At 63.6% G+C, this 18659-nt stretch carries 21 protein-coding genes; 8 read left to right on the top strand and 13 right to left on the bottom strand.

Annotation, left to right across the window (positions count from 1 at the left end):
* Positions 1 to 3: 3 nt before the first annotated feature.
* Together FJ938_RS07110 and FJ938_RS07105 are read right to left on the bottom strand one after the other, a co-directional pair.
* Positions 4 to 297 (bottom strand): HlyU family transcriptional regulator, encoded by a 294-nt coding sequence (locus tag FJ938_RS07110; RefSeq protein ID WP_140692415.1) that lies wholly within the window; start codon positions 295 to 297, stop codon positions 4 to 6.
* A 48-nt stretch (positions 298 to 345) separates the two neighbouring features.
* Positions 346 to 987, bottom strand: a complete 642-nt coding sequence (locus FJ938_RS07105) for a TetR/AcrR family transcriptional regulator (protein ID WP_140692413.1) — start codon at positions 985 to 987, stop codon at positions 346 to 348.
* Between the two features lie 181 nt (positions 988 to 1168).
* Between FJ938_RS07105 and FJ938_RS07100 the strand changes: the two genes are divergently transcribed.
* Both FJ938_RS07100 and FJ938_RS07095 read left to right on the top strand, forming a co-directional pair.
* Positions 1169 to 1846, top strand: a complete 678-nt coding sequence (locus FJ938_RS07100; RefSeq protein ID WP_140692410.1) for a PspA/IM30 family protein — start codon at positions 1169 to 1171, stop codon at positions 1844 to 1846.
* Between the two features lie 62 nt (positions 1847 to 1908).
* Entirely contained in the window at positions 1909 to 2169 is a 261-nt protein-coding gene (locus FJ938_RS07095; protein ID WP_023770145.1) for a YiaA/YiaB family inner membrane protein, read from the top strand.
* Between the two features lie 324 nt (positions 2170 to 2493).
* Here FJ938_RS07095 and FJ938_RS07090 read toward each other — a convergent pair whose 3' ends face one another.
* Complete coding sequence (locus FJ938_RS07090) at positions 2494 to 3168, bottom strand: PadR family transcriptional regulator (RefSeq protein WP_140692407.1); 675 nt, start codon at positions 3166 to 3168, stop codon at positions 2494 to 2496.
* Positions 3169 to 3442: 274 nt separating this feature from the next.
* On the opposite strand from FJ938_RS07090, the gene FJ938_RS07085 reads away from it, so the two are divergent.
* Positions 3443 to 4306, top strand: a complete 864-nt coding sequence (locus tag FJ938_RS07085) for a patatin-like phospholipase family protein (RefSeq protein ID WP_140611694.1) — start codon at positions 3443 to 3445, stop codon at positions 4304 to 4306.
* A gap of 25 nt (positions 4307 to 4331) precedes the next feature.
* Here FJ938_RS07085 and FJ938_RS07080 read toward each other — a convergent pair whose 3' ends face one another.
* The 3 genes from FJ938_RS07080 to FJ938_RS07070 all read right to left on the bottom strand — a co-directional run bounded on the left by FJ938_RS07080 (position 4332) and on the right by FJ938_RS07070 (position 5373).
* A complete protein-coding gene (locus tag FJ938_RS07080) occupies positions 4332 to 4700 on the bottom strand; it encodes a DCC1-like thiol-disulfide oxidoreductase family protein (protein WP_140692404.1) in 369 nt (122 codons plus the stop codon).
* A 20-nt stretch (positions 4701 to 4720) separates the two neighbouring features.
* The gene (locus tag FJ938_RS07075; RefSeq protein ID WP_140692401.1) at positions 4721 to 4981 is read right to left on the bottom strand and encodes a DUF333 domain-containing protein; all 261 of its coding nucleotides are present in this window, start codon (positions 4979 to 4981) and stop codon (positions 4721 to 4723) included.
* 98 nt (positions 4982 to 5079) lie between these two features.
* Entirely contained in the window at positions 5080 to 5373 is a 294-nt protein-coding gene (locus FJ938_RS07070; protein ID WP_140611690.1) for a GYD domain-containing protein, read from the bottom strand.
* Positions 5374 to 5718: 345 nt separating this feature from the next.
* On the opposite strand from FJ938_RS07070, the gene FJ938_RS07065 reads away from it, so the two are divergent.
* Positions 5719 to 6774, top strand: a complete 1056-nt coding sequence (locus tag FJ938_RS07065; RefSeq protein WP_140692398.1) for a TauD/TfdA family dioxygenase — start codon at positions 5719 to 5721, stop codon at positions 6772 to 6774.
* Positions 6775 to 6847: 73 nt separating this feature from the next.
* On the opposite strand, the gene rpoD is transcribed toward FJ938_RS07065, so the two are convergent.
* The 5 genes from rpoD to FJ938_RS07040 form a co-directional block, all read right to left on the bottom strand.
* Positions 6848 to 8872, bottom strand: a complete 2025-nt coding sequence (gene rpoD, locus FJ938_RS07060) for an RNA polymerase sigma factor RpoD (protein ID WP_140611686.1) — start codon at positions 8870 to 8872, stop codon at positions 6848 to 6850.
* A 423-nt stretch (positions 8873 to 9295) separates the two neighbouring features.
* A complete protein-coding gene (dnaG, locus tag FJ938_RS07055) occupies positions 9296 to 11236 on the bottom strand; it encodes a DNA primase (protein WP_140692395.1) in 1941 nt (646 codons plus the stop codon).
* A gap of 129 nt (positions 11237 to 11365) precedes the next feature.
* Positions 11366 to 11731 (bottom strand): helix-turn-helix transcriptional regulator, encoded by a 366-nt coding sequence (locus FJ938_RS07050; protein ID WP_140611682.1) that lies wholly within the window; start codon positions 11729 to 11731, stop codon positions 11366 to 11368.
* Positions 11732 to 11743: 12 nt separating this feature from the next.
* The gene (locus tag FJ938_RS07045; RefSeq protein ID WP_140611680.1) at positions 11744 to 11992 is read right to left on the bottom strand and encodes a type II toxin-antitoxin system RelE/ParE family toxin; all 249 of its coding nucleotides are present in this window, start codon (positions 11990 to 11992) and stop codon (positions 11744 to 11746) included.
* Between the two features lie 144 nt (positions 11993 to 12136).
* Positions 12137 to 12499, bottom strand: a complete 363-nt coding sequence (locus FJ938_RS07040) for an RcnB family protein (protein WP_140692393.1) — start codon at positions 12497 to 12499, stop codon at positions 12137 to 12139.
* A 373-nt stretch (positions 12500 to 12872) separates the two neighbouring features.
* On the opposite strand from FJ938_RS07040, the gene FJ938_RS07035 reads away from it, so the two are divergent.
* The 4 genes from FJ938_RS07035 to FJ938_RS07020 all read left to right on the top strand — a co-directional run bounded on the left by FJ938_RS07035 (position 12873) and on the right by FJ938_RS07020 (position 17349).
* The gene (locus tag FJ938_RS07035) at positions 12873 to 14537 is read left to right on the top strand and encodes a Na/Pi cotransporter family protein (protein ID WP_140692390.1); all 1665 of its coding nucleotides are present in this window, start codon (positions 12873 to 12875) and stop codon (positions 14535 to 14537) included.
* A gap of 130 nt (positions 14538 to 14667) precedes the next feature.
* A complete protein-coding gene (locus tag FJ938_RS07030) occupies positions 14668 to 14877 on the top strand; it encodes a DUF2061 domain-containing protein (RefSeq protein ID WP_140611674.1) in 210 nt (69 codons plus the stop codon).
* A 164-nt stretch (positions 14878 to 15041) separates the two neighbouring features.
* Positions 15042 to 16226 (top strand): MFS transporter, encoded by a 1185-nt coding sequence (locus tag FJ938_RS07025; protein WP_140692387.1) that lies wholly within the window; start codon positions 15042 to 15044, stop codon positions 16224 to 16226.
* An 88-nt stretch (positions 16227 to 16314) separates the two neighbouring features.
* Positions 16315 to 17349 carry a P1 family peptidase gene (locus FJ938_RS07020; protein ID WP_140692384.1) on the top strand — a complete coding sequence of 345 codons (1035 nt, stop codon included), beginning with the start codon at positions 16315 to 16317 and terminating at the stop codon, positions 17347 to 17349.
* Positions 17350 to 17355: 6 nt separating this feature from the next.
* On the opposite strand, the gene FJ938_RS07015 is transcribed toward FJ938_RS07020, so the two are convergent.
* Positions 17356 to 17913, bottom strand: a complete 558-nt coding sequence (locus FJ938_RS07015; protein WP_140692381.1) for a GNAT family N-acetyltransferase — start codon at positions 17911 to 17913, stop codon at positions 17356 to 17358.
* A gap of 31 nt (positions 17914 to 17944) precedes the next feature.
* Positions 17945 to 18655, bottom strand: coding sequence for a DNA helicase (locus tag FJ938_RS07010; RefSeq protein WP_140692378.1), 711 nt, complete (start codon positions 18653 to 18655; stop codon positions 17945 to 17947).
* Between the last annotated feature and the right edge of the window lie 4 nt (positions 18656 to 18659).

The following is an 18659-nucleotide window of genomic DNA, read 5'->3' as shown; positions in this document are numbered from 1 at the left end:
TCCCTACCCGAACATCCGATCGCCCTGTTCATCCACCAGCTGGATGCCCTTCTTGATGGAGATGTCGACAGCGTCGTCGAGGCCGGCGAAGCGATCGGCGCGGATGAATTTGTGTTCCTTCATCATGCCGTCGATCTCCTTGGAGACGACGCCGCAGGTCTGGTACTGGCCCTCGGCCTTGTAGGGCGTGGCGCTGATCAGGAAACCCTTGTGCTCGACCTGCTTGGCGGGTGCGGCACTTCTGGGCTCGGCCGCTTCACCGCCGCCGCCGCCGAAAAGACGCTTCAGAAAAGACATGGCTCAAATCTCCTTGTTCGCCCCTGCAAACCGCTTCTTGTTGGCGATTCACGACGCTGTTGGCCCAGCATGCGCGAATGTACCGCCGCGTTCCAGCCCCCTGATGAAGACGGTCACCAGGAGTTCCACCTGCCGCTCGATCTCGTCCGCCTGCCGTCGCACGGATCTCGCAGCGTAGCCGCTGGTGACGATGCCGTGCACGCTTGACCACAATGTGCGCGCCGCCACCCGGCGCGTATCGTCATCGAGGCCGAAGTCGCCACCGGCAAGCACAGCGGCGATGATGTCGAACAGCTGGTCGAGCCGCGCTTCATAGGCATCCGGCTCAGCCAGCGTCGGGCGGCGCCTGTTGAAGGCGAGCAGCGCCGGCCAGCTGCCGGGATGCGCCTCGACAAAGCGCATATAGGCCCCGGCCAATGCCAGCAGGCGCTGCCGCACGTCGGTGATGCCGCGCTTGGTGAGGTCGGCCATCGCCGCCGCCCCCGCGGCGCCCAGGCGGTCGAGCAGCCGCATGTTGACGGCACGATGCACCCCCTCGAGATCGGCAAACAGATTGTAGACCGAACCGACCGAGATGCCCGCCTGCTCGGCGATGGTCCTCGCCTTCAGATTGTCCCTGCCGCCCTCGTTGATGAGCGTCTCGGCAATGGCCAGCACCCGCTCGCCCGTCTCTTCCTTGTCCAGTGCCATGCTTTTCCCTGTGAATGCGCATCCTTGCCGGACGGAACGCTGTTACGAACCACCCAGCCTGCTTCCGTTTACCATACCCTGCGTTTCGTGAACAGCGTTCAAAACTACTTGAACAATGTTCATTTCCTGCTATGTTGGCTTTGTGAACATTGTTCACGCAAAACTTCGAAGGGAGAAGAACATGCTTAGCCTGATCAGAACATTGCTCGACGGCGCCAGCGCGCGTGCCGAGGACGGCCTGAAGGATCGCTTTGCCATCGACCTTCTGGCGCAACGCATCCGCGACGCCGAGGCGGGACTTGCCGCCGCCAAGCAGACCCTTGCCACCTTGATCGTGCGCCAGCGCGCCGAGCAGGCCGGCCTCGACCAGCTCGATCGCCGCCACGCCGATCTGGAAACCCGCACGCTGACCGCGCTGGCCGCCGGCAACACCGGATTGGCCGAAAGCGCTGCCGCGGCCATCGCCGAGCTGGAAAATGAACGCGAAATCCGCCGCGCCACCGTGCAGAGCCTTGGCGAAAAGACCTTGCGAATGCGCGTTTCGGTGGAGCGGGCGCATCGCCGTATCATCGACCTCAACCAGGGCATGATCGAGGCCCGCGCCATCGATGCCGAGCGCAGGGCACAGTCACGCCTCGTCAGGTCGATCGGCCATTCGGCAAACCTTAACGAAGCGGAGGAACTTCTGGCTCGCATCAAGGGCGCCAGCGACCCGTTCGAGGAAGCCGGTATCCTCGACGAGATCGACGGCGAATTGCGTCACGAGGCAATCCGCGACCGCCTCGCCGATGCCGGTCATGGCCCGGCGGTGAAGGTGCGTGCCAAGGACGTGCTCGAACGGCTGAAGACCATCAACTGAAACCGCTTTCCCGGACCTGACTTCCATCAACCCAACTCTCGTCAAATCAACGGAGAACTCCAATGAACGCCAATCAGACCTACATCATGTTCAACACCATCTCGGTCGGCGCCGCCTATTTCATGCTCGGCCTGTCGCTGTGGCTGGCGCCCGTCGACCTGTCGACCAAGGGCTACTGGGCCATGGGCATCCTGCTGCTCACCGGCAGCCTTGTGAACCTTGTGAAGTATCGCACCGACGAGCGCATCTCGGCCGAGACCACTGCCAAGATCGAGAAGGCGCGCAACGAAAAGCTGATCAGCGAATATGTCGGCAAGGAATGACGCCGGCATGCCCCGGCGCAGAAAAGCCCGGGCCTCCCCGGCTTTTGGTATCCGCCGCTTCCACCTCCCCCTTGTGGGGAGGTCGGACCGCAGGTCCGGGTGGGGGTACTGGCGCCGGCTTAGCAGAACGTAGGTTCCTCGCCCCCGCAAGGCGGGGGAGAGGTGGCCGCGAAGCGGTCGGAGAGGGGCTGCGGCGCTGGCGATTTCACTCTGAATCCATCCAGGGGCCGCGCCATCCCCCTCTCCGTCTCGGCTTCGCCGAGCCACCTCTCCCCATTTCATGGGGAGAGGAACCCAAGCCTTTGCATGCCAGGCACCCTCGCCCTACTTGCGCGACAACGCTTCCAGCGCCTCGGCCGCAGCTTCGAGGATGCTCATGGCCTCGGCCTGCTTTTCGGCCGGGGCATCGACGATGTCGCTCAGCGCGGCGCGCAGCCGGTGGCGGATAGCGCGGAACTCGTCGCGCGCCTCCGAACGGTCGCCACGCCCGCCCCGGCCCCCGCGACGATCCTCGCTATCGTCATTCCAGCCGAACCATTCCCGGGCCTTGGCCATCTTGCGGCCGAAGCGTTCGAGGTGTTCGAGCACGCTGTCGATCATCTCGCGATTGTCGGCGAGATGCGCCTGCCCGGCCTCGGTGATGGAGAACACCTTCTTGTTGCCTTCGCTTGACGACACGGCATAGCCGGCCTCTTCCAGGAAGGTCAGCGTCGGGTAGACCACGCCCGGACTCGGGCTGTAGATGCCGCTGGTGCGCTCTTCCAGCGCCTTGATGATGTCGTAGCCATGGCGCGGCGCCTCGGCCAGCAGCGACAGCGTGATCAGCTTGAGATCGCCATCAGCCAGCATGCGCCCGGCGCGGAATATGTCGCCCGGGCCGCGTCCGCCGCCGCCCCGGCCTCCGAACGAACCGAAACCGCCGCCGCGGCCGCCGAACTTGCCGGCCATGTGCATGAACATGCGCTCGCTGAAATGGCCGCGCCCGAAATCTTTGTGCATTGATTGCTCCTTGAGTTCTATCTTGCGATATATCTTAATTAGGCGCACACCTGCGCCAAGTCAAGATATATCTTACGATATATCTGAATGCCGCGGCAGAGGAGCTTTTGCTGCGGGCCTCGTAGCGGCCGGTTCACTCGTCTGGTGCTGGCGGCCAATTGGCTTCCGGCGCGAGCGGCGCTTCACGAAGACGTGCTGGCATGGGGAGAATTCCAAGAAACAAACGATCCGACACCGGCGAACCCTTGGGCGGGCAATGCAACGAGGTCGTGCCATGCCATCAGGAACAGACAAGGTCGCGCTGGTGCTCGCGGGCGGCGGCAGTTTCGGCGCGGTACAGGTCGGCATGCTGAAGGCGCTGGTCGCCGCCGGCGTGACCGCCGATTTCGTCGTCGGCTCCAGCGTCGGCGCCATCAACGGCGCCTACTACGCCGCCGCCGGCACAATGGAGACCGTCGCGCGGCTGGAGGCCCTGTGGCGGGGCATCACCCGCAACGACGTGTTTCCCGTCAGTTGGCGGTCGATGCTGGGCTTTGCGGCCCGGCGCGATTTTCTGTCCGCCTCGCACGGCATCCGCAATCTGATCGAGCGCAACCTGCCCTATCGCGACCTCGAGGAGGCGCCGATCCCGATCCACATCATCGCGACGGATCTCTTCTCCGGTGACGCGGTGGTGATCTCGAAAGGCAACGCGGCCGAGGCGATCGCCGCCTCAAGCGCCATTCCGGTTGCGTTCGCGCCGGTGCGAGTCGGCGAGCGGTTCTTGATCGACGGCGCGGTGACCTCGAATACACCGGTCGGTGTTGCGATCAGCCTCGGCGCGCGCCGGCTGATCGTGCTGCCAACCGGCTTCGCCTGCAATCTGCGCGCGCCGCCGCAAGGCGCGGTTGCCAACGGCCTGCATGCCTTGACACTGTTGATCGCCCGGCAATTGGTGCGCGAACTCGACACCATGCCGGCCGAGATCGACTACGCGATTGTCCCCTCGCTCTGCCCGCTGGTGGGCTCGCCCTACGATTTCACCCGCACTGGCGCGCTGATCGACGACGCCGAAAAATCGACCCGGGCATGGATAGAGGCGGGCGGACTGTTTGAACGCGTCATCCCGAACCAGATGCGTCCGCACCGCCATCATTGATTTCACCCGATTTCACAGCAGGGCGCTACCACCGCCCCTTGCGCCGGTTCCAGGCATAGAGCAGGTCGGCGAAGCGATCATAGGCAAGACGGGTCAGCGGCAAGGCGATCGGATTGCCAAACAATCCCGCCAGCCAGCCCTCGCCAGGTGTCATCGCCCACACTGCAATCGCAACGTCGGCGCCGACCAGCAACCGGCCTTGCGCATCGGTGGCATGCAGCCGCCGGCGGATGTCCTCCAGCGAGGCGCCATGTCCGGCAAGCGCCGCCGGCTCGAGGTTGATGTCGCGAAACTCGATCCGTCCGGCCTTGACCGCTTCGATCAGCCGCCGCTTCTGTCTGCCGATGCCCGCATCGCAGACCGGACAATGTGTGTTGTACCAGACAGTCAGCAAAGGCGTAATCCTGTCAGGGCTCACTTGCCGCGCATCGCCGTCTTCGGCCCGACGCGTTTGTTGTCGCGAAACAGCGCCCGCTCCCCACACAGGCGTCCGTTGGGCAGGCGGCAAAATCCATATTCATTGCCGGCCCTATCCTTCCTCATCGCCAGGCGCCCGCCGACCCCGCCGCAATGGACGGATGCCGGATTGGCCATGCCGACCGGCTTTTGCACGGCAGCGCCGACGTCGATCGGCACTAAGGACAATGCGGCCAGGCCGGCAGCCGATATCTTCATCGCGATCCCCCCTCGGCCGCACCCTGTCACGGCGAAGCGCCTTGTCTTGCGGCAAGGCGTCGCCAATGACCATCGACTTCGAGAACCTGCCGATGGATTCATCCGAGCGAGGAGATGATCTCGCGGTAAGCAAATTCCGGGAAGGCCTTGAGCGTGCGCGTCTTGACGCTGCCGCCCGAGCCCAGCATCAGCGCGAAACGGGCGAGCACCGCATCATCAGGCGCTTCGACCACCGACACCATGTCGAATTCGCCCATGGTCAGGTAGAACGACTTGAACGATCCACCCATCTCGCCGAGCTGCTTCTTGGCGGCGTCCAGCCGCTTGGGCGAGTCGCGCACATTTTTCGCGCCCTGCTCGGTCCAGTTCATCAGCACGATGTAAGTCGTCATGGCACACCTCTCTCCGGGCCACGGAGCACGGCATTGAGACCGCTAAAAAAGGACGGCCTCGACCGGGGCGGGCTTCCGGGGTTGACGCCCAGAAAATGCATCCGTCACCAGATTATCCTCCCGCTGCCAGCGTCCCGCAAGCACTACCGCGCCGGCACCGTATTGCCGAGTCCTCGTGCCAACCGACACGCGGGCGCTGGCATGGCGACGGCCACAAATCAGTCGGCGGCGATCAGGCAAAGCCGGTTTAAAAACCCGCCTGATTGCGGCAGTCTCCGCCGTGGCCGTCGGACACGGCAAACACCGGCCAACATCCGAGGCCCAGTCCAGCCGCAGGAGAGCTTCATGCGCGAAACAACAGACCTGCCGCCGGAACGGATCGAAATTCCCGCCGCGTGGACCGGCGAGGACATGGCGAAGCATCCTGAACGATGGCTGGTCGAACTGGACCCGAAGGACGTCGCGGAGCTGGAAGCCGCCGCAACCGGCTTTCTTGCCGGTTCGCACGATATAGGCGGTCTGACCAAGGCTGATTTCCCCTTGCCCCGGCTTGCTGGCCATCTTGCCGCCCTTCGCGAAAAACTGATCGCCGGCATAGGGTTCGAGGTGCTTCGCGGTCTCCCGGTCGAAGGATACTCCGCGCAAATGGCGGCAACGATCTTCTGCGGAGTTGGCGCCCATCTGGGAAGCGCTCGGTCCCAGAACGCCCAGGGCCATATACTCGGTCATGTCCGCGACATAGGCGCCGACGCGAAGGACGCCACGACACGCATCTACCAGACCTCGGAGCGCCAGACGTTCCACACCGACTCCGCCGATGTCGTCGGCCTGCTCTGCCTGCAAGATGCCATGCAAGGCGGCGAGTCCCTGCTGGTAAGCACGGTGACGATCTACAACGAGATGCGCAAAAGGCGACCTGATCTGGCCCGGCTGCTGTTTGATCCGATTGCCACCGACCGGCGCGGCGAGATACCGGAAGGGCAAAAGCCCTACTTCGAAATCCCGGTCCTCAACTGGCATGCGGGGCTGCTGACCGGAATCTATCAGCGCCAGTACATCGACAGCGCGCAGCGCTTCCCGGATGCCATGCGGCTGAGTGCTGCGCATGTCGAAGCATTGGATCTCTTCGACAGCCTTGCCAATGAGCCGAAGATGAACCTGTCGATGCGGCTCCGGCCCGGCGACATGCAGTTCGTCTACAATCATTCGCTGCTTCATGACCGCATGGGTTTTCGGGATTGGCCGGATCCGGACAAGCGGCGCCATATGCTGCGCCTGTGGCTGTCAGTGCCCGGCGACCGCCCGCTGCCCGATTGCTTCAGGCAGCGTTATGGCTCAATCAAGATCGGCGACCGGGGCGGCATCGTCGTCAAGGGGACGCGGCTGAACGTGCCCCTGTAGAAGCAAACCCGCTTGAAACGAAAAAAAGGGCACCAGTTGGCGCCCTTGATTTTCGTGACAGACAGAACCCTCCTCAGCTGTCGAGGAAGCTTCTGAGCTTGCGGCTCCGGCTCGGGTGCTTGAGCTTGCGCAGCGCCTTGGCTTCGATCTGGCGGATACGCTCGCGGGTGACCGAGAACTGCTGGCCGACTTCTTCCAGCGTGTGGTCGGTGTTCATGCCGATGCCGAAGCGCATGCGCAGCACGCGCTCCTCGCGCGGCGTCAGAGACGCCAGAACGCGCGTGGTGGTCTCGCGCAGATTGGCCTGGATCGCCGCGTCGATCGGCAGGATCGCCATCTTGTCCTCGATGAAGTCGCCGAGGTGCGAATCCTCCTCGTCGCCGACCGGCGTTTCGAGCGAGATCGGCTCCTTGGCAATCTTCAGCACCTTGCGCACTTTTTCCAGCGGCATGGCGAGCTTCTCGGCCAGTTCCTCCGGCGTCGGCTCGCGGCCGATCTCGTGCAGCATCTGGCGCGAGGTGCGCACGATCTTGTTGATCGTCTCGATCATGTGCACCGGAATGCGGATGGTGCGCGCCTGGTCGGCGATCGAACGCGTGATCGCCTGCCGGATCCACCATGTCGCGTAGGTCGAGAACTTGTAGCCGCGGCGGTATTCGAATTTGTCGACCGCCTTCATCAGGCCGATATTGCCTTCCTGGATCAGATCGAGGAACTGCAGGCCGCGATTGGTGTACTTCTTGGCGATGGAGATGACGAGGCGCAGATTGGCCTCGACCATTTCCTTCTTGGCGATCGCGGCTTCGCGTTCGCCCTTCTGCACCTGGTTCACGATCTTGCGGAATTCCAGGATCGAGATCGCCGTTTCGGTGGCCAGATGCTGGATCTCGGCGCGCAGGTCCTTGATCGCGTCCTTCTCGTTCTTGGTGAATTCCTTCCAGCCGCGCGAGGTCAGATTGGCGATCGAGCGCGTCCAGTTGGGATCGAGCTCCGAGCCCTGATATTCCTTCAGGAACTCCTCGCGGCGCACGCCATAGCTTTCGGCGAGGCGCAGCAGCTTGCCCTCGTTCTGCACCAGGCGCTTGTTGATGTCGTAGAGCTGCTCGACCAGCGCCTCGATGCGCGCCGTGTTGAGCGACAGCGACTTCACCGCTTTGATCAGCTGGTCCTTCAGTTCCTTCAGTCGGCGGTCCTGGCTGGGCGACAGCGTGCCGGCGGCGGCCAGACGGTTCTCGACCTGCTGGTCCTGCAGCTTGCGCAGCTTCTTGTAGGTGTCGGCAATGACGTCGAGCGTCTCCATCACCTGCGGACGCAATTCGGCTTCCATCGCCGCCAGCGACAGGCTGGCCTCGTCCTCGTCTTCCTCGTCGTCGTCCCCGATGCCGCGCGTGTCGACACCGACATTGGTGATGTCGTCTTCATCGTCGCGCCCGCGGCGCGGCTTCTCGTCAGCCTTGGGCGCTTCCTCGACGCGCTCGACCACCGGCGCCTGCTTGGCCTCGGGGCCGGCATAGGTGGCTTCAAGATCGATGATCTCGCGCAGCAGGATCTTGGATTCGTTGAGCTCGTCGCGCCAGATGATAATCGCCTGGAAGGTCAGCGGGCTCTCGCACAGGCCCGCGATCATCGTCTCGCGGCCGGCCTCGATGCGCTTGGCGATCGCGATTTCGCCCTCGCGCGACAGAAGCTCGACCGAGCCCATCTCGCGCAGGTACATACGAACCGGATCGTCGGTACGGTCGGTCGGTTCTTTCTTGGTGGTGGTAGCGGCTACCGCGGTGCCGGTCTGCTCGGCCAGCTCGTTGGCGTCTTCCTCGGCATCCGCCGCGGTGTCGCCGGCCTCGGCCTCCTCGCCCTGCTCGTCATCCTCGACGACATTGATGCCCATGTCGGACAGCATCGCCATCGTGTCCTCGATCTGTTCGGAGGTCACTTCTTCGGAAGGCAGCACCGAATTCAGCTCGTCCATCGTCACATAGCCGCGCTTCTTGGCGGCCTTGATCATCTTCTTGACAGCATCATCGGAAAGGTCGAGCAGAGGCCCATCGGTGGCGCCTTCGCGTTCGGTCTCGACCTCTTCCTTTTCTTTTGTCGCCATAGTCTTTATCTTCTCCTAGCGGCCGGGCATCGGGCCACGTAAGCTGTCGGACCAGTCAAATTGGATATGCTCGTTTTTCTAAACGCGCTTCACCCGGCCACGAACTGCATCCACTCTTTTTTTTGGTGCATGTCGTCGCCCCAAAACCGGTTTCCACTTTTGGGCGACATGCATTAAGTCCAGATTAACCCTGATATCTGTGGCAGGCTGTCTGCCTGTCCAGTGACCAGGACCTCTTATCGCTGCACTTCCCGTCGACACGGGTGCGGGTTAACGTTTCGAATCGTCCTGATTCCGCCATTCTGCCGGAAGGTCAAGCGGCTCTGGCATGATTCGCATGAAAAAAGCGAATCAATTACCCGACTTAGCGCGCCCGGCTTCCTTGGGAAGCCCGGCCACACCTCATTCTGTACCCGCTTGCACTTAGGCTCGCCCGGCCCTGCCCGACGATACGCCGAACCCTTCGATCAGCGCTTCCGTCGCTTGTACATCCTGAAATTGCGCCTGAATTTCGATCAGATGGCGGAAGTTTTCGTCCGAAGGATCCGCTTCGAGAGCCGCTTCCGCCTGTTTCAGCTCCTTATGTAAGGTGCGCGCGCTACGCTGCAAGTGCAGTGCCTGGTTCAGAGCGTCGCGGGCATCCTCGAGCGCCGCCGTCTCCAGCGCCGGCCATTGCCGCGCTCGCCGGATCAGGCTTACGGCGCGTTCCCATATCTCGGCGCAGCCGGCGCGCTCGATCGTCGCCACCACGGCGTGGCGGTCATTGGCCATGTCATGCGCCATCGCGTCGAGGATGGCCGCGTGCAGCCGGTTCAGGTCGGAATTGGCGAGATCGAGAAACTCGACATGCGCGAAATTCTCGTCGATCAGCGCCGGATGGTTGACCAGCGCCACGATGATCGTCGCCTCGCGCACCGACATCCCCTCGCCGCGCTTGACCAGCGCCGACTGGCCGAGACTTTCGGTGATGGCGATGCGGCCGCCGCCCTTGGCGAACTGTCCGCCGGGCGCGGCCGCCTTGCCCTGGCCGCGCGCTCCTGGCCGGCCGCTGTTGTCGCGGCCCTGGCGGGAACCGCGCTGGGAGCCGAAGAAGCTCAGCACCCGCTCGCGCATCTCCTGTTGGTAGTGGTAGCGCAGGCTTTCGTCGCGGATGCGACTGGTCAGCTCGCGCAGCGTCTTTTCAAGTTCCGCTCGTCGCTCCGGCGTGTCGAAGACGCCGCCCGCCGTCTCGCGCATCCACAACAGGTCGACCAGCGGCCGCGCCTCGGCAAGCACGGCGCGGAAGGCGTCCGGCCCTTCGGCCTTGACCAGATCGTCGGGGTCCTTGCCTTCCGGCAGCAGCGCAAAGCGCGCCGAGCGCCCCGCCTGCACCGATGGCAGCGCGAGATCGGCGGCCCGCCACGCCGCTTTCAGCCCGGCCTTGTCGCCGTCGAAACACAGAACCGGTTCGCTGGCCATGCGCCACAGAAGTTCGAGCTGGTTCTCGGTGAGCGCGGTGCCGAGCGGCGCGACCACATTCTCGAAACCGGCCTGCGCCAGCGCGATCACGTCCATATAGCCTTCGACCGCGATGACCGTGCCGCCCTTGGCCAGCGCCTTGCGGGCGCGGGCGAAATTGTAGAGCACATTGCCCTTGTGGAAGAGCTCGGTGTCGGGCGAGTTCATGTATTTGGCCGGCGCATCGGGCGCCAGCGCACGGCCGCCAAAGGCGATGATCTTGCCGCGCGAATCCGAAATCGGAAACATGATGCGGTCGCGGAACCAGTCATAGGACACCGGGATGTCGTCGCCGTGCCGCACCAGCCCGCAGGCCTCGATATCGGCCTTCGGCACGCCCTTTGCCGCCAGATGCTCCTTCAGCGCATTGCGGCTGTCCGGCGCGAAGCCGAGCCGGAACGAATGCTGGGTCGCCGGCGTCAGACCGCGGTCGCGCAGATAGGCGCGGGCTTTGGCGCCTTCCGGTCCTTGCAGCCGCTCCTGGAAGAAAGCCGTCGCCATTTCCATGACATCCGTCAGACTGGCGCGTTCCTTCTCGCGCCGCTCCTCCTGCGCGTCGCGGACCGGCATCGGCACGCCGGCCATGTCGGCGATCTTCTCGACCGCCTCGGGAAAGCTCAATCCTTCGAGTTCGGTGAGGAACTTGAAATGGTCGCCCGAGGCCGAGCAGCCGAAACAGTGATAGCGCCCCTTCTTGTCCTCGCAGTGGAAGGATGGGCTCTTCTCGCCATGAAACGGACAACAGGCCCAGTAGTCGCCGCGCGACGCATTGGTCTTCTTGCGATCCCACGCGACGCGCTGGCCGATGACCTGAGAAATCGACACGCGGTCGCGTATCTCGTCGAGGAAGGCGGGCGGAAAGCGCATCAGGAAACTCGTTTCCCCACCATATAATCATGCCCGCGGAATCCGACGACCCCCAATAGGCGCCATACCCGGTTTCCACAGGCCAGGTCTTCTAACAGGCTAAGAGATGGCAATTGCGGCGATTGCCGATCAATCGCCTTCGTCGACCAAACTTTCCACCGGCACTTCAAGTGCTCGGGCCAGTCGCAGCCAAAGCGCGACGTCGCCGCCACGTTTTCCGTTCTCGATGTCCGAAAGATAGTTCTGAGTGACACCGACAGAAGTCGCGAGAACGGCCTGGGTCTGCTTGCGATATTTGCGCCAGAAGGCAAGCGGAGAAGTCGCCGCCACCAGAGCCCGCGCTTCATCCGCGGTCAAACCTGGTATCTGGCCTGCGCGAAAGCTACCCAACGCCTGTGCGTGGTCCAATGATTCCCGCAACGCCTCAAGCTCGCTGCGCGGCAGGATGGCCAATTCCTCGCCACCGGGCGTCGTGACATAGGCAATGTTGTTCATCCTCGCATCCCTTCAATCATAAACAGATCCGCGTGGCCCAATCTTGGTGACGATGATCTCCTGGTCTGTCTCCTCGAAAATGACCCGATAGTCACCGACCCTCAAACGCAGAGCGGTCGATCCCTGCAGAGCCTTGACACTGTTTGCAAGCGTGCTCGCGTCGTGGGCATAGGTTTCGATCTTCGACAGGATCCTCTCGGCATCCGCCCGATGCTTCCGCAGCGCCTTGGCGGCCAGAGGGAGAAGAATGACCCGCTTCACCTCAAAAATATCGCATATTGTGATATTTTGTGCAAGCAGTTCGGCCCATGGAGACGGGTCGCAAAGGGCATGAACGCCAAAAAGAAGGCGGCCATTGCGAACCGCCTTCTTGTCACATCCGGCAAGCTGCCGTGGAGCTGGAGCCTACTGAGCGGCGATGGCGCCGAAGATCACGCCGGAGAGAATGCCGACGAGCACGTAGTCATTGCCGACGCGGATCCATTCCTGGCCGCGGCCGGGACGACGCAGGCCATAGCGGCCATAGTCGCGGATCGGCTGGTGGCGCTTCCAACTGGAATATTTCTGGCCATTGCGCCAATGGTTGCGCTTCACGACGACCTTCTTCTTCACGACACGCTTCTCGACATGCCTGCCGGGCTTCTGCCAATCGGCCTTTGTGTAGGTCGACTGCGGCGCGACCGGTGCGTTCATCGGCGCCGCCTGGCCGGTGAGCGACGTAGCGGCCAGCATCGAGAAGGCGAGGCCGGAAAGGATAATGCGTTTCATAAGAAGTCTCCTTGGTTGTCGGATGCCCGAGGAGTAGCCGCCAGCGGATGAACTGAAACTGAACGCCTCCATTACAATTGCGTAATGAATTCCTTCATTTACGCCGGCGAGTTGAACATTATCGCAAAGGCAACAGCCAGAAGCCCGGCAAACCCGGCTGATGCCGTGGACCGGCATGCAACCTTGCGCACCCCGTCCATTTCCCGACACGGCCTGTCGCGCCGCGACAGCCCTTGAAATCGAAATTTTATTATCCGGCTAAAGTATCCCGGCTATTATTCACGGCTGCCATGAACATGATTCGTACTCCCACTTCTCCGCCCGATCGCCGCGTCGTCCGCACCGCGCGCCCTGTCCGCATGTAGGCATCGCAATGAGCGGCTCCGTCGTCCTGCTGCATCTGGCCGGCGCCGTGGCGCTGATGCTGTTTGCCACCCGCATGGTGAAGACCGGCGTCGAACGCGCCTATGGTGATGTGCTGCGCCATCGCCTGCGCGCCACCATGCGCAACCCGCTCATGGCCGTGCTGGCCGGAACGGGCCTGGCGATCGCGCTGCAGAGTTCCACCGCGGTCACTCTGGTGGTCGGCTCCTTCGCCGGTTCAGGCATCGTCTCCGGCGCCGCAGGCCAATTGGCGGTGCGCGGCGCCGAGATCGGCTCGGCGCTGGTGGTCAAGCTTCTGACGTTCGATCTCACCTTGCTGGTGCCGCTCTGCCTGATCACCGGCACGGTGATGTTCATGGCCACCGAGCGGCGCGACTGGCGCCAGACCGGCCGCATCCTGGTCGGCATCGGCCTTTTGATCCTGTCGCTGGAAATGATCGGCCAGGCCTCGGAGCCGTTGCGCAACAGCCAGCTCATGCCGGTCATCATCAACTACTTCTCCAGCGATTCCATCACCGCCTATCTGCTGGCGGCGCTGATCACCTGGCTGTTCCAGTCGAGCATCGCGGCAGTCCTGTTGATGGCGACGCTGGCTGGCCGCGGCCTGATCACGCCCGAGCTCGGCATCGTCCTCATCCTCGGCGTCAATCTCGGTTCCTCGATCATCGCGCCGATGCTGACCCGCTCGGCCAGCCCCGCCGTACGCGTCGTGCCGATCGGCAATCTCCTGATGCGCGGGCTTGGGTCGCTGGTCATGCTGGTGCTGTTCATGATCTTCAGGCCGCATGTCGGCTTTCTCGGCACCATGGCGGCCGACCAGATCGTCAACGCCCATATCCTGTTCAACGTCATCATCCTGCTCGCCGGCCTGCCGCTGGCCAGCTTGGTCTACCGCGCTTCCGAGAAGATCGTGGCGCTCGGCGCCAAGCCGGCGCCGGCGGCCTCGCTCGACGTCATCGAACTCTCGGCGCTCAACGAGAGCGCGCTCGAGGTGCCGAGCCAGGCGCTGGCCAACGCCACCCGCGAGGTGGTGCGGGTATGCGAGACGGTCGAGATCATGCTGAAACGCATCATCGAGCTCTATGAGGACGCCGACACCGACAAGATCAAGGCGCTTGCCGCCCTCGACGACCGCGTCGACCGCAAGCACGCGGCCATAAAACTCTACCTCGCCAAGGTCACCAAGAAACCGCTGACCGAGGACGAGTCGCTGCGCTGCCAGGAGCTGATTGGCGCCTGCGTCAAGCTCGAGCAGGTCGGCGACATCATCGTGCGCAACATGCTGGTGCATGTGAAGAAGAAGTTCGATCGCGGGCTGGAATTCACCGACGAAGGCTGGAGCGAATTGTGCGCCTTCCACAGCTCGGTGCTGGCCAATGCGCGGCTCGCCTTCAACGTTCTGGTCTCGCGCGACCCCGAAACGGCCCGTCAGCTGGTGCTGGAGAAGGACCAGCTGCGCGACCGCGAGAAGGAAACCAGCGCCAGCCATTTCCTGCGGCTGCGCGAAGGCACCGCCAAAAGCGTCGAAACCAGCTCGATCCACCTCGACACCATCCGCGATCTCAAGCAGATCAACTCGCTGCTGGCATCGATGGCCTATCCCGTCCTCGAAGAGCGCGGCCTGCTCACCGGGTCGAGGTTGAAGGCGAGCTGAGGCGCAAGCTTTTGTCGCAAAGGCATCAACTTGGAACAAGGTTGCGTCATCCCGGCTTCAACGGCAAAATTAGTCTTTGCTCATCCTGCCATCCGTCGGCTAAGCATCTGATGCCACCGGGAGGAAATCGATGGATACCCATTCGCGCAGTTTCGCCAAGGCGCTTTCCTGGCGCGTGACCGGCACCGTCGACACGATAATCATCTCGTTGGTGGTGACCGGAAGCGTCAAGCTCGCGGCCGCCATAGGCGTAACAGAGGTCTTCACCAAATCGCTGCTCTATTATTTTCACGAGCGAGCGTGGCTGAAGATTCCCTACGGGCGCAGGAACGCGACATAGCGGCCCGTCCGCTGCCGGCCGGCACCGCCCCGCCCGGTTGCCACGCCACTGGCCGACACAACGGAACCGGTCAAGAAAAGCTAAACCGGCGACAAAAAATTCTGGATTGCCGGCAACGCCCATCCGTGGTTTGAGGCCTGCATTCGAGGATCCCATTTCCGGCCATGTCGCTTCCGCTGATTGCCCTGTTCATCGCCGCCTTCGCCTTCGGCACCACCGAGTTCGTCATCGCCGGCGTGCTGCCGCAGGTGGCGCAGGGCCTCGGCGTTTCGGTCCCCTCCGCCGGCTATCTCGTTTCCGGCTATGCCTGCGGCATCGCCATTGGCGGGCCGTTGCTGGCGCTCGCCACCAAGTCGCTGTCGCGCAAGACCCTGCTGCTCGGCCTCGCCATTGCCTTCACCATAGGCCAGGCGGCCTGCGCGCTGGCGCCCGACTTCACCTCGATGCTGCTCCTGCGTATTGCCGTCGCTGTCGCGCATGGCGCCTATTTCGGCGTCGCCATGGTGGTCGCGGTCGGCCTGGTGCGCGAGGACCAGCGCGGCATGGCCGTTGCCGTCATCCTCTCGGGCCTCACCGTTTCCAACGTCATCGGCGTGCCGGCCGGCACGGCGATCGGCAATATCTGGGGCTGGCGCGCCACCTTCTGGGTGATGGGCGGGCTGGGCGTGGCGGCGGCCCTTGCCATGGCCGCCCTTTTGCCGCGCGCCGCCGGATATCAGGCTAAGCCCGCCGATCTCGCCAGCGAGGTCCGCGTGCTGGCGCGCCAACAGGTCTGGACCTCGCTGATCCTGATGTTGATGCTGATGATCGGCCAGTTCGGCCTGTTCACCTACATCACGCCGACCCTGCTGGAGGTCACCGGCCTCGACGAGAACCTAGTGCCCTGGGTGCTGCTGCTCAACGGTGTCGGCGCCACGCTGGGCGTCTTCCTTGGCGGCAAGCTTTCCGACTGGAAGCTGATGCCCTCGCTGATCGCCATGCTCTTCCTGCAGGCGGTGACGCTGGCGGTGATCTACGCCGTCAGCCCCTACCCCTTGCCGATGATCGTGGCGATCGTCATCTGGGGCGGACTCAACTTCGCCATCGGCACGCCGATCCAGACCCGCATCCTGGCCTGGACGGCCGACGCAGCCGGTCTCGCCGCCTCGCTCATCCCGTCCGGCTTCAATATCGGCATCGCGCTGGCCGCATCGCTGGGCGCCGCCATGCTCAATGCCGGCTATGGCTATCGCAGCCTGCCATTGCTCGGCGCTTTTGCCATGCTGGTCGCTATCATCGTCGCTATTGCCTCGCATGCTTGGGAACGCCGAAGCGATGTCAGGCCGCCATTGCCAGCGGCGGCCGAGTAGATCAGAACCGACGCGACCCTGGCCGCGTGTCATCCGCGCCGTGCCGGCCCGCATGACGGCACGAACCGTTTGTGAAACCGGAGCAGAGATGGGAAGAGCCAGCGATTTCGGCCTGACCTGCGGCAGCTTGCCGACGGGCACGCACAATGCGATCACCGACGTGCCCGGCATACGCGTCGGCCACTGCACGCTGCGTGACGGCGACATCAACACCGGCGTGACGGCCATCCTGCCGCATAGCGGGAATCTGTTCCGCAAGAAGGTGGCCGCGGCGAGCCATGTCATCAACGGCTTCGGCAAGACCGTCGGCCTGGCGCAGGTCCAGGAACTCGGCACCTTGGAAACGCCGATTCTCCTGACCAACACGCTCTCGGTCGGAACCTGCGCCACGACGCTGATTCGCGACGCCGTCCGCCAGAATCCGGATATCGGCCGCACCACCGGAACCGTCAATCCGGTGGTCGGCGAGTGCAATGACGGCCCGCTGAACGACATCCAGGCGCTGGCGGTGACCGAAGAGCACGCGCTTGCTGCGCTGGCGGACCCGCAGGAGGGACCGGTCGAACAGGGCAATGTCGGCGCCGGAACGGGAATGAGCTGCTTCGGCTTCAAGGGCGGCATCGGCTCGGCGTCGAGAACGATCGCGCTTGGCGGCGGCCATCACCTGGGCGTCCTCGTCCTGTCGAACTTCGGCAGGGCCGGCGACCTCGTGCTGCCCGATGGGCGTCGGCCCGACCCGAGGCGGCCGGCCGAGGCCGAACGCGGCTCGATCATGGTCGTGCTGGCGACCGATGTTCCGCTGGAACACCGTCAACTCGAGAGGGTGGCACGCCGCGCCGGAGCCGGCATCGCCAGGCTCGGTTCCTTCTGGGGCCATGGCAGCGGCGACATCGCCATCGCCTTCAGCACCGGCAATCTGGTCGACCACGATGAGACCCGCGATCTGGTGCCGCTGCTCGCGCTCAACGAAGCGCGCATCGACATGCTTTTCCAGGCGGCGGCGGACGCCACGCAAGAGGCGGTGCTGAACTCCATGCTGTCCGCCGAGGCCTTCACCGGCAGGGCCGGCAAGCATCGCGCATCACTAGCCGACTGGCTGCGCGATCAGGCCGAAAAGCGGTAAGCCGCTCTACAGATCGATTCGGAATCGCAGGCTCTCCATCCCGCCATAGGCGGCATCTTCGAAGAAGCGCTCGACGAGCTTGCCGCCATTGGCCAGGATCACCTTGTGTGAGGCTGGATTGCCCGGCTTGGCGGTGATCTCGACATAGGGAAGGCCGATCGCCCTCGCCTCGTCCAGCATCAGCCGCAACGCCTCGGTCGCATAGCCGCGCCGCCGTTTCCACGGCACCACCGCATATCCGATATGGCCAAGCACATGGGACGGCAGTTCCGCCCTGCCCTTCTGCCAGCGAAAACCGATAGAGCCCGATGCCTCGCCGTCCCAGATCCAGCGCCTGAAACTCGGCAGGCGCGGCACTTGTCTGCCGTCGGGCAAGGTGATGGATGGGCCCTTGGCCTCGGGATCGTCGAGGCTGGCCAGGAAGGCCACGGGATCCTCGTCTATCGCCGCAAGCTGCTCGCGTGTCGCAACCTCCAGCCGCACATTGTCCGGCGACCAGCCGCGATCGAGCGCCGCCTTGTAGGACGGCAGATGCTTGAGCGCGGGTTTGACGATCTCGATCATGATCCAGGCATAGCTTTGCCCGGTGGAACGCTCAAGCCGCCTGGAAGCGGATCTCGCCCTTGTTCAGGAAACACACCTTGCTGAACAGCGACAGCTCCAGCGGGTTCGGCAATCTGACGTCACTGATATCAGGAAACGGTTTTGTCGAGGGATCGTAGGACCGGTCGATCTGCGAGATGAAGACCAGTATAACGCCCCTGTCGCGTGCGAAAGCCTTCAGCGCACGGACCTGATCCATCAGGGCCGGGTTTTCCCGCTTCTGGTCGAGCAGTTGCAGATAGTCGATGACCGCCAGCGTGCCGCGCGGCGCCGATCCCAACGTCCTGACGATATAGTCGGCGCTGATGGCATCGGAATTGTCGAACTCGAACAGTTTGTCGAACCGGGCCGGATCGACCCCGATGGCGCGAAACCGCTCCAGCACGTCGTGCTGCGTATATTCCAGCGTGAAGAACACACCGCGATGGCCATGCTTCATCGCTTCGACCGCGAGTTCGAGGCTCATCAGGGTCTTGCCGTGGCCCGGCCGCGCACCGACCAGAACAAGGTCGCCCGGCGCCAACCGCGAGAACAGCCTGCCGGCCGGTGTGGCTTCAGAGGCATTGGCCGCAAGCAGGCTCCAACTCGCAAAACCTTCCTGTGCCGCAATATGATCAAGCGCCTGATGCAGCGGGATTTTTGCTTCCCGGGACAACAGCCTGGCCTGACGCTTCAGATGATAGACGGACGCGGATAGCCTCATCGCA

Origin of the sequence: Mesorhizobium sp. B2-4-14 (assembly GCF_006442155.1) — a bacterium.
Taxonomy (GTDB): domain Bacteria; phylum Pseudomonadota; class Alphaproteobacteria; order Rhizobiales; family Rhizobiaceae; genus Mesorhizobium.
This window is presented reverse-complemented; position numbering and strand designations above follow the sequence as displayed.

Coding starts and splice junctions, on each gene's coding strand:
- FJ938_RS07075 (WP_140692401.1), bottom strand. CDS start 4,981: ATGAAGATATCGGCTGCCGGCCTGGCCGCATTGTCCTTAGTGCCGATC.
- FJ938_RS07105 (WP_140692413.1), bottom strand. CDS start 987: ATGGCACTGGACAAGGAAGAGACGGGCGAGCGGGTGCTGGCCATTGCC.
- FJ938_RS07090 (WP_140692407.1), bottom strand. CDS start 3,168: ATGCACAAAGATTTCGGGCGCGGCCATTTCAGCGAGCGCATGTTCATG.
- FJ938_RS07010 (WP_140692378.1), bottom strand. CDS start 18,655: ATGAGGCTATCCGCGTCCGTCTATCATCTGAAGCGTCAGGCCAGGCTG.
- FJ938_RS07015 (WP_140692381.1), bottom strand. CDS start 17,913: ATGATCGAGATCGTCAAACCCGCGCTCAAGCATCTGCCGTCCTACAAG.
- FJ938_RS07020 (WP_140692384.1), top strand. CDS start 16,315: ATGGGAAGAGCCAGCGATTTCGGCCTGACCTGCGGCAGCTTGCCGACG.
- FJ938_RS07050 (WP_140611682.1), bottom strand. CDS start 11,731: ATGAACAACATTGCCTATGTCACGACGCCCGGTGGCGAGGAATTGGCC.
- FJ938_RS07070 (WP_140611690.1), bottom strand. CDS start 5,373: ATGACGACTTACATCGTGCTGATGAACTGGACCGAGCAGGGCGCGAAA.
- FJ938_RS07065 (WP_140692398.1), top strand. CDS start 5,719: ATGCGCGAAACAACAGACCTGCCGCCGGAACGGATCGAAATTCCCGCC.
- FJ938_RS07025 (WP_140692387.1), top strand. CDS start 15,042: ATGTCGCTTCCGCTGATTGCCCTGTTCATCGCCGCCTTCGCCTTCGGC.
- dnaG (WP_140692395.1), bottom strand. CDS start 11,236: ATGCGCTTTCCGCCCGCCTTCCTCGACGAGATACGCGACCGCGTGTCG.
- FJ938_RS07100 (WP_140692410.1), top strand. CDS start 1,169: ATGCTTAGCCTGATCAGAACATTGCTCGACGGCGCCAGCGCGCGTGCC.
- rpoD (WP_140611686.1), bottom strand. CDS start 8,872: ATGGCGACAAAAGAAAAGGAAGAGGTCGAGACCGAACGCGAAGGCGCC.
- FJ938_RS07110 (WP_140692415.1), bottom strand. CDS start 297: ATGTCTTTTCTGAAGCGTCTTTTCGGCGGCGGCGGCGGTGAAGCGGCC.
- FJ938_RS07030 (WP_140611674.1), top strand. CDS start 14,668: ATGGATACCCATTCGCGCAGTTTCGCCAAGGCGCTTTCCTGGCGCGTG.
- FJ938_RS07095 (WP_023770145.1), top strand. CDS start 1,909: ATGAACGCCAATCAGACCTACATCATGTTCAACACCATCTCGGTCGGC.
- FJ938_RS07040 (WP_140692393.1), bottom strand. CDS start 12,499: ATGAAACGCATTATCCTTTCCGGCCTCGCCTTCTCGATGCTGGCCGCT.
- FJ938_RS07035 (WP_140692390.1), top strand. CDS start 12,873: ATGAGCGGCTCCGTCGTCCTGCTGCATCTGGCCGGCGCCGTGGCGCTG.
- FJ938_RS07085 (WP_140611694.1), top strand. CDS start 3,443: ATGCCATCAGGAACAGACAAGGTCGCGCTGGTGCTCGCGGGCGGCGGC.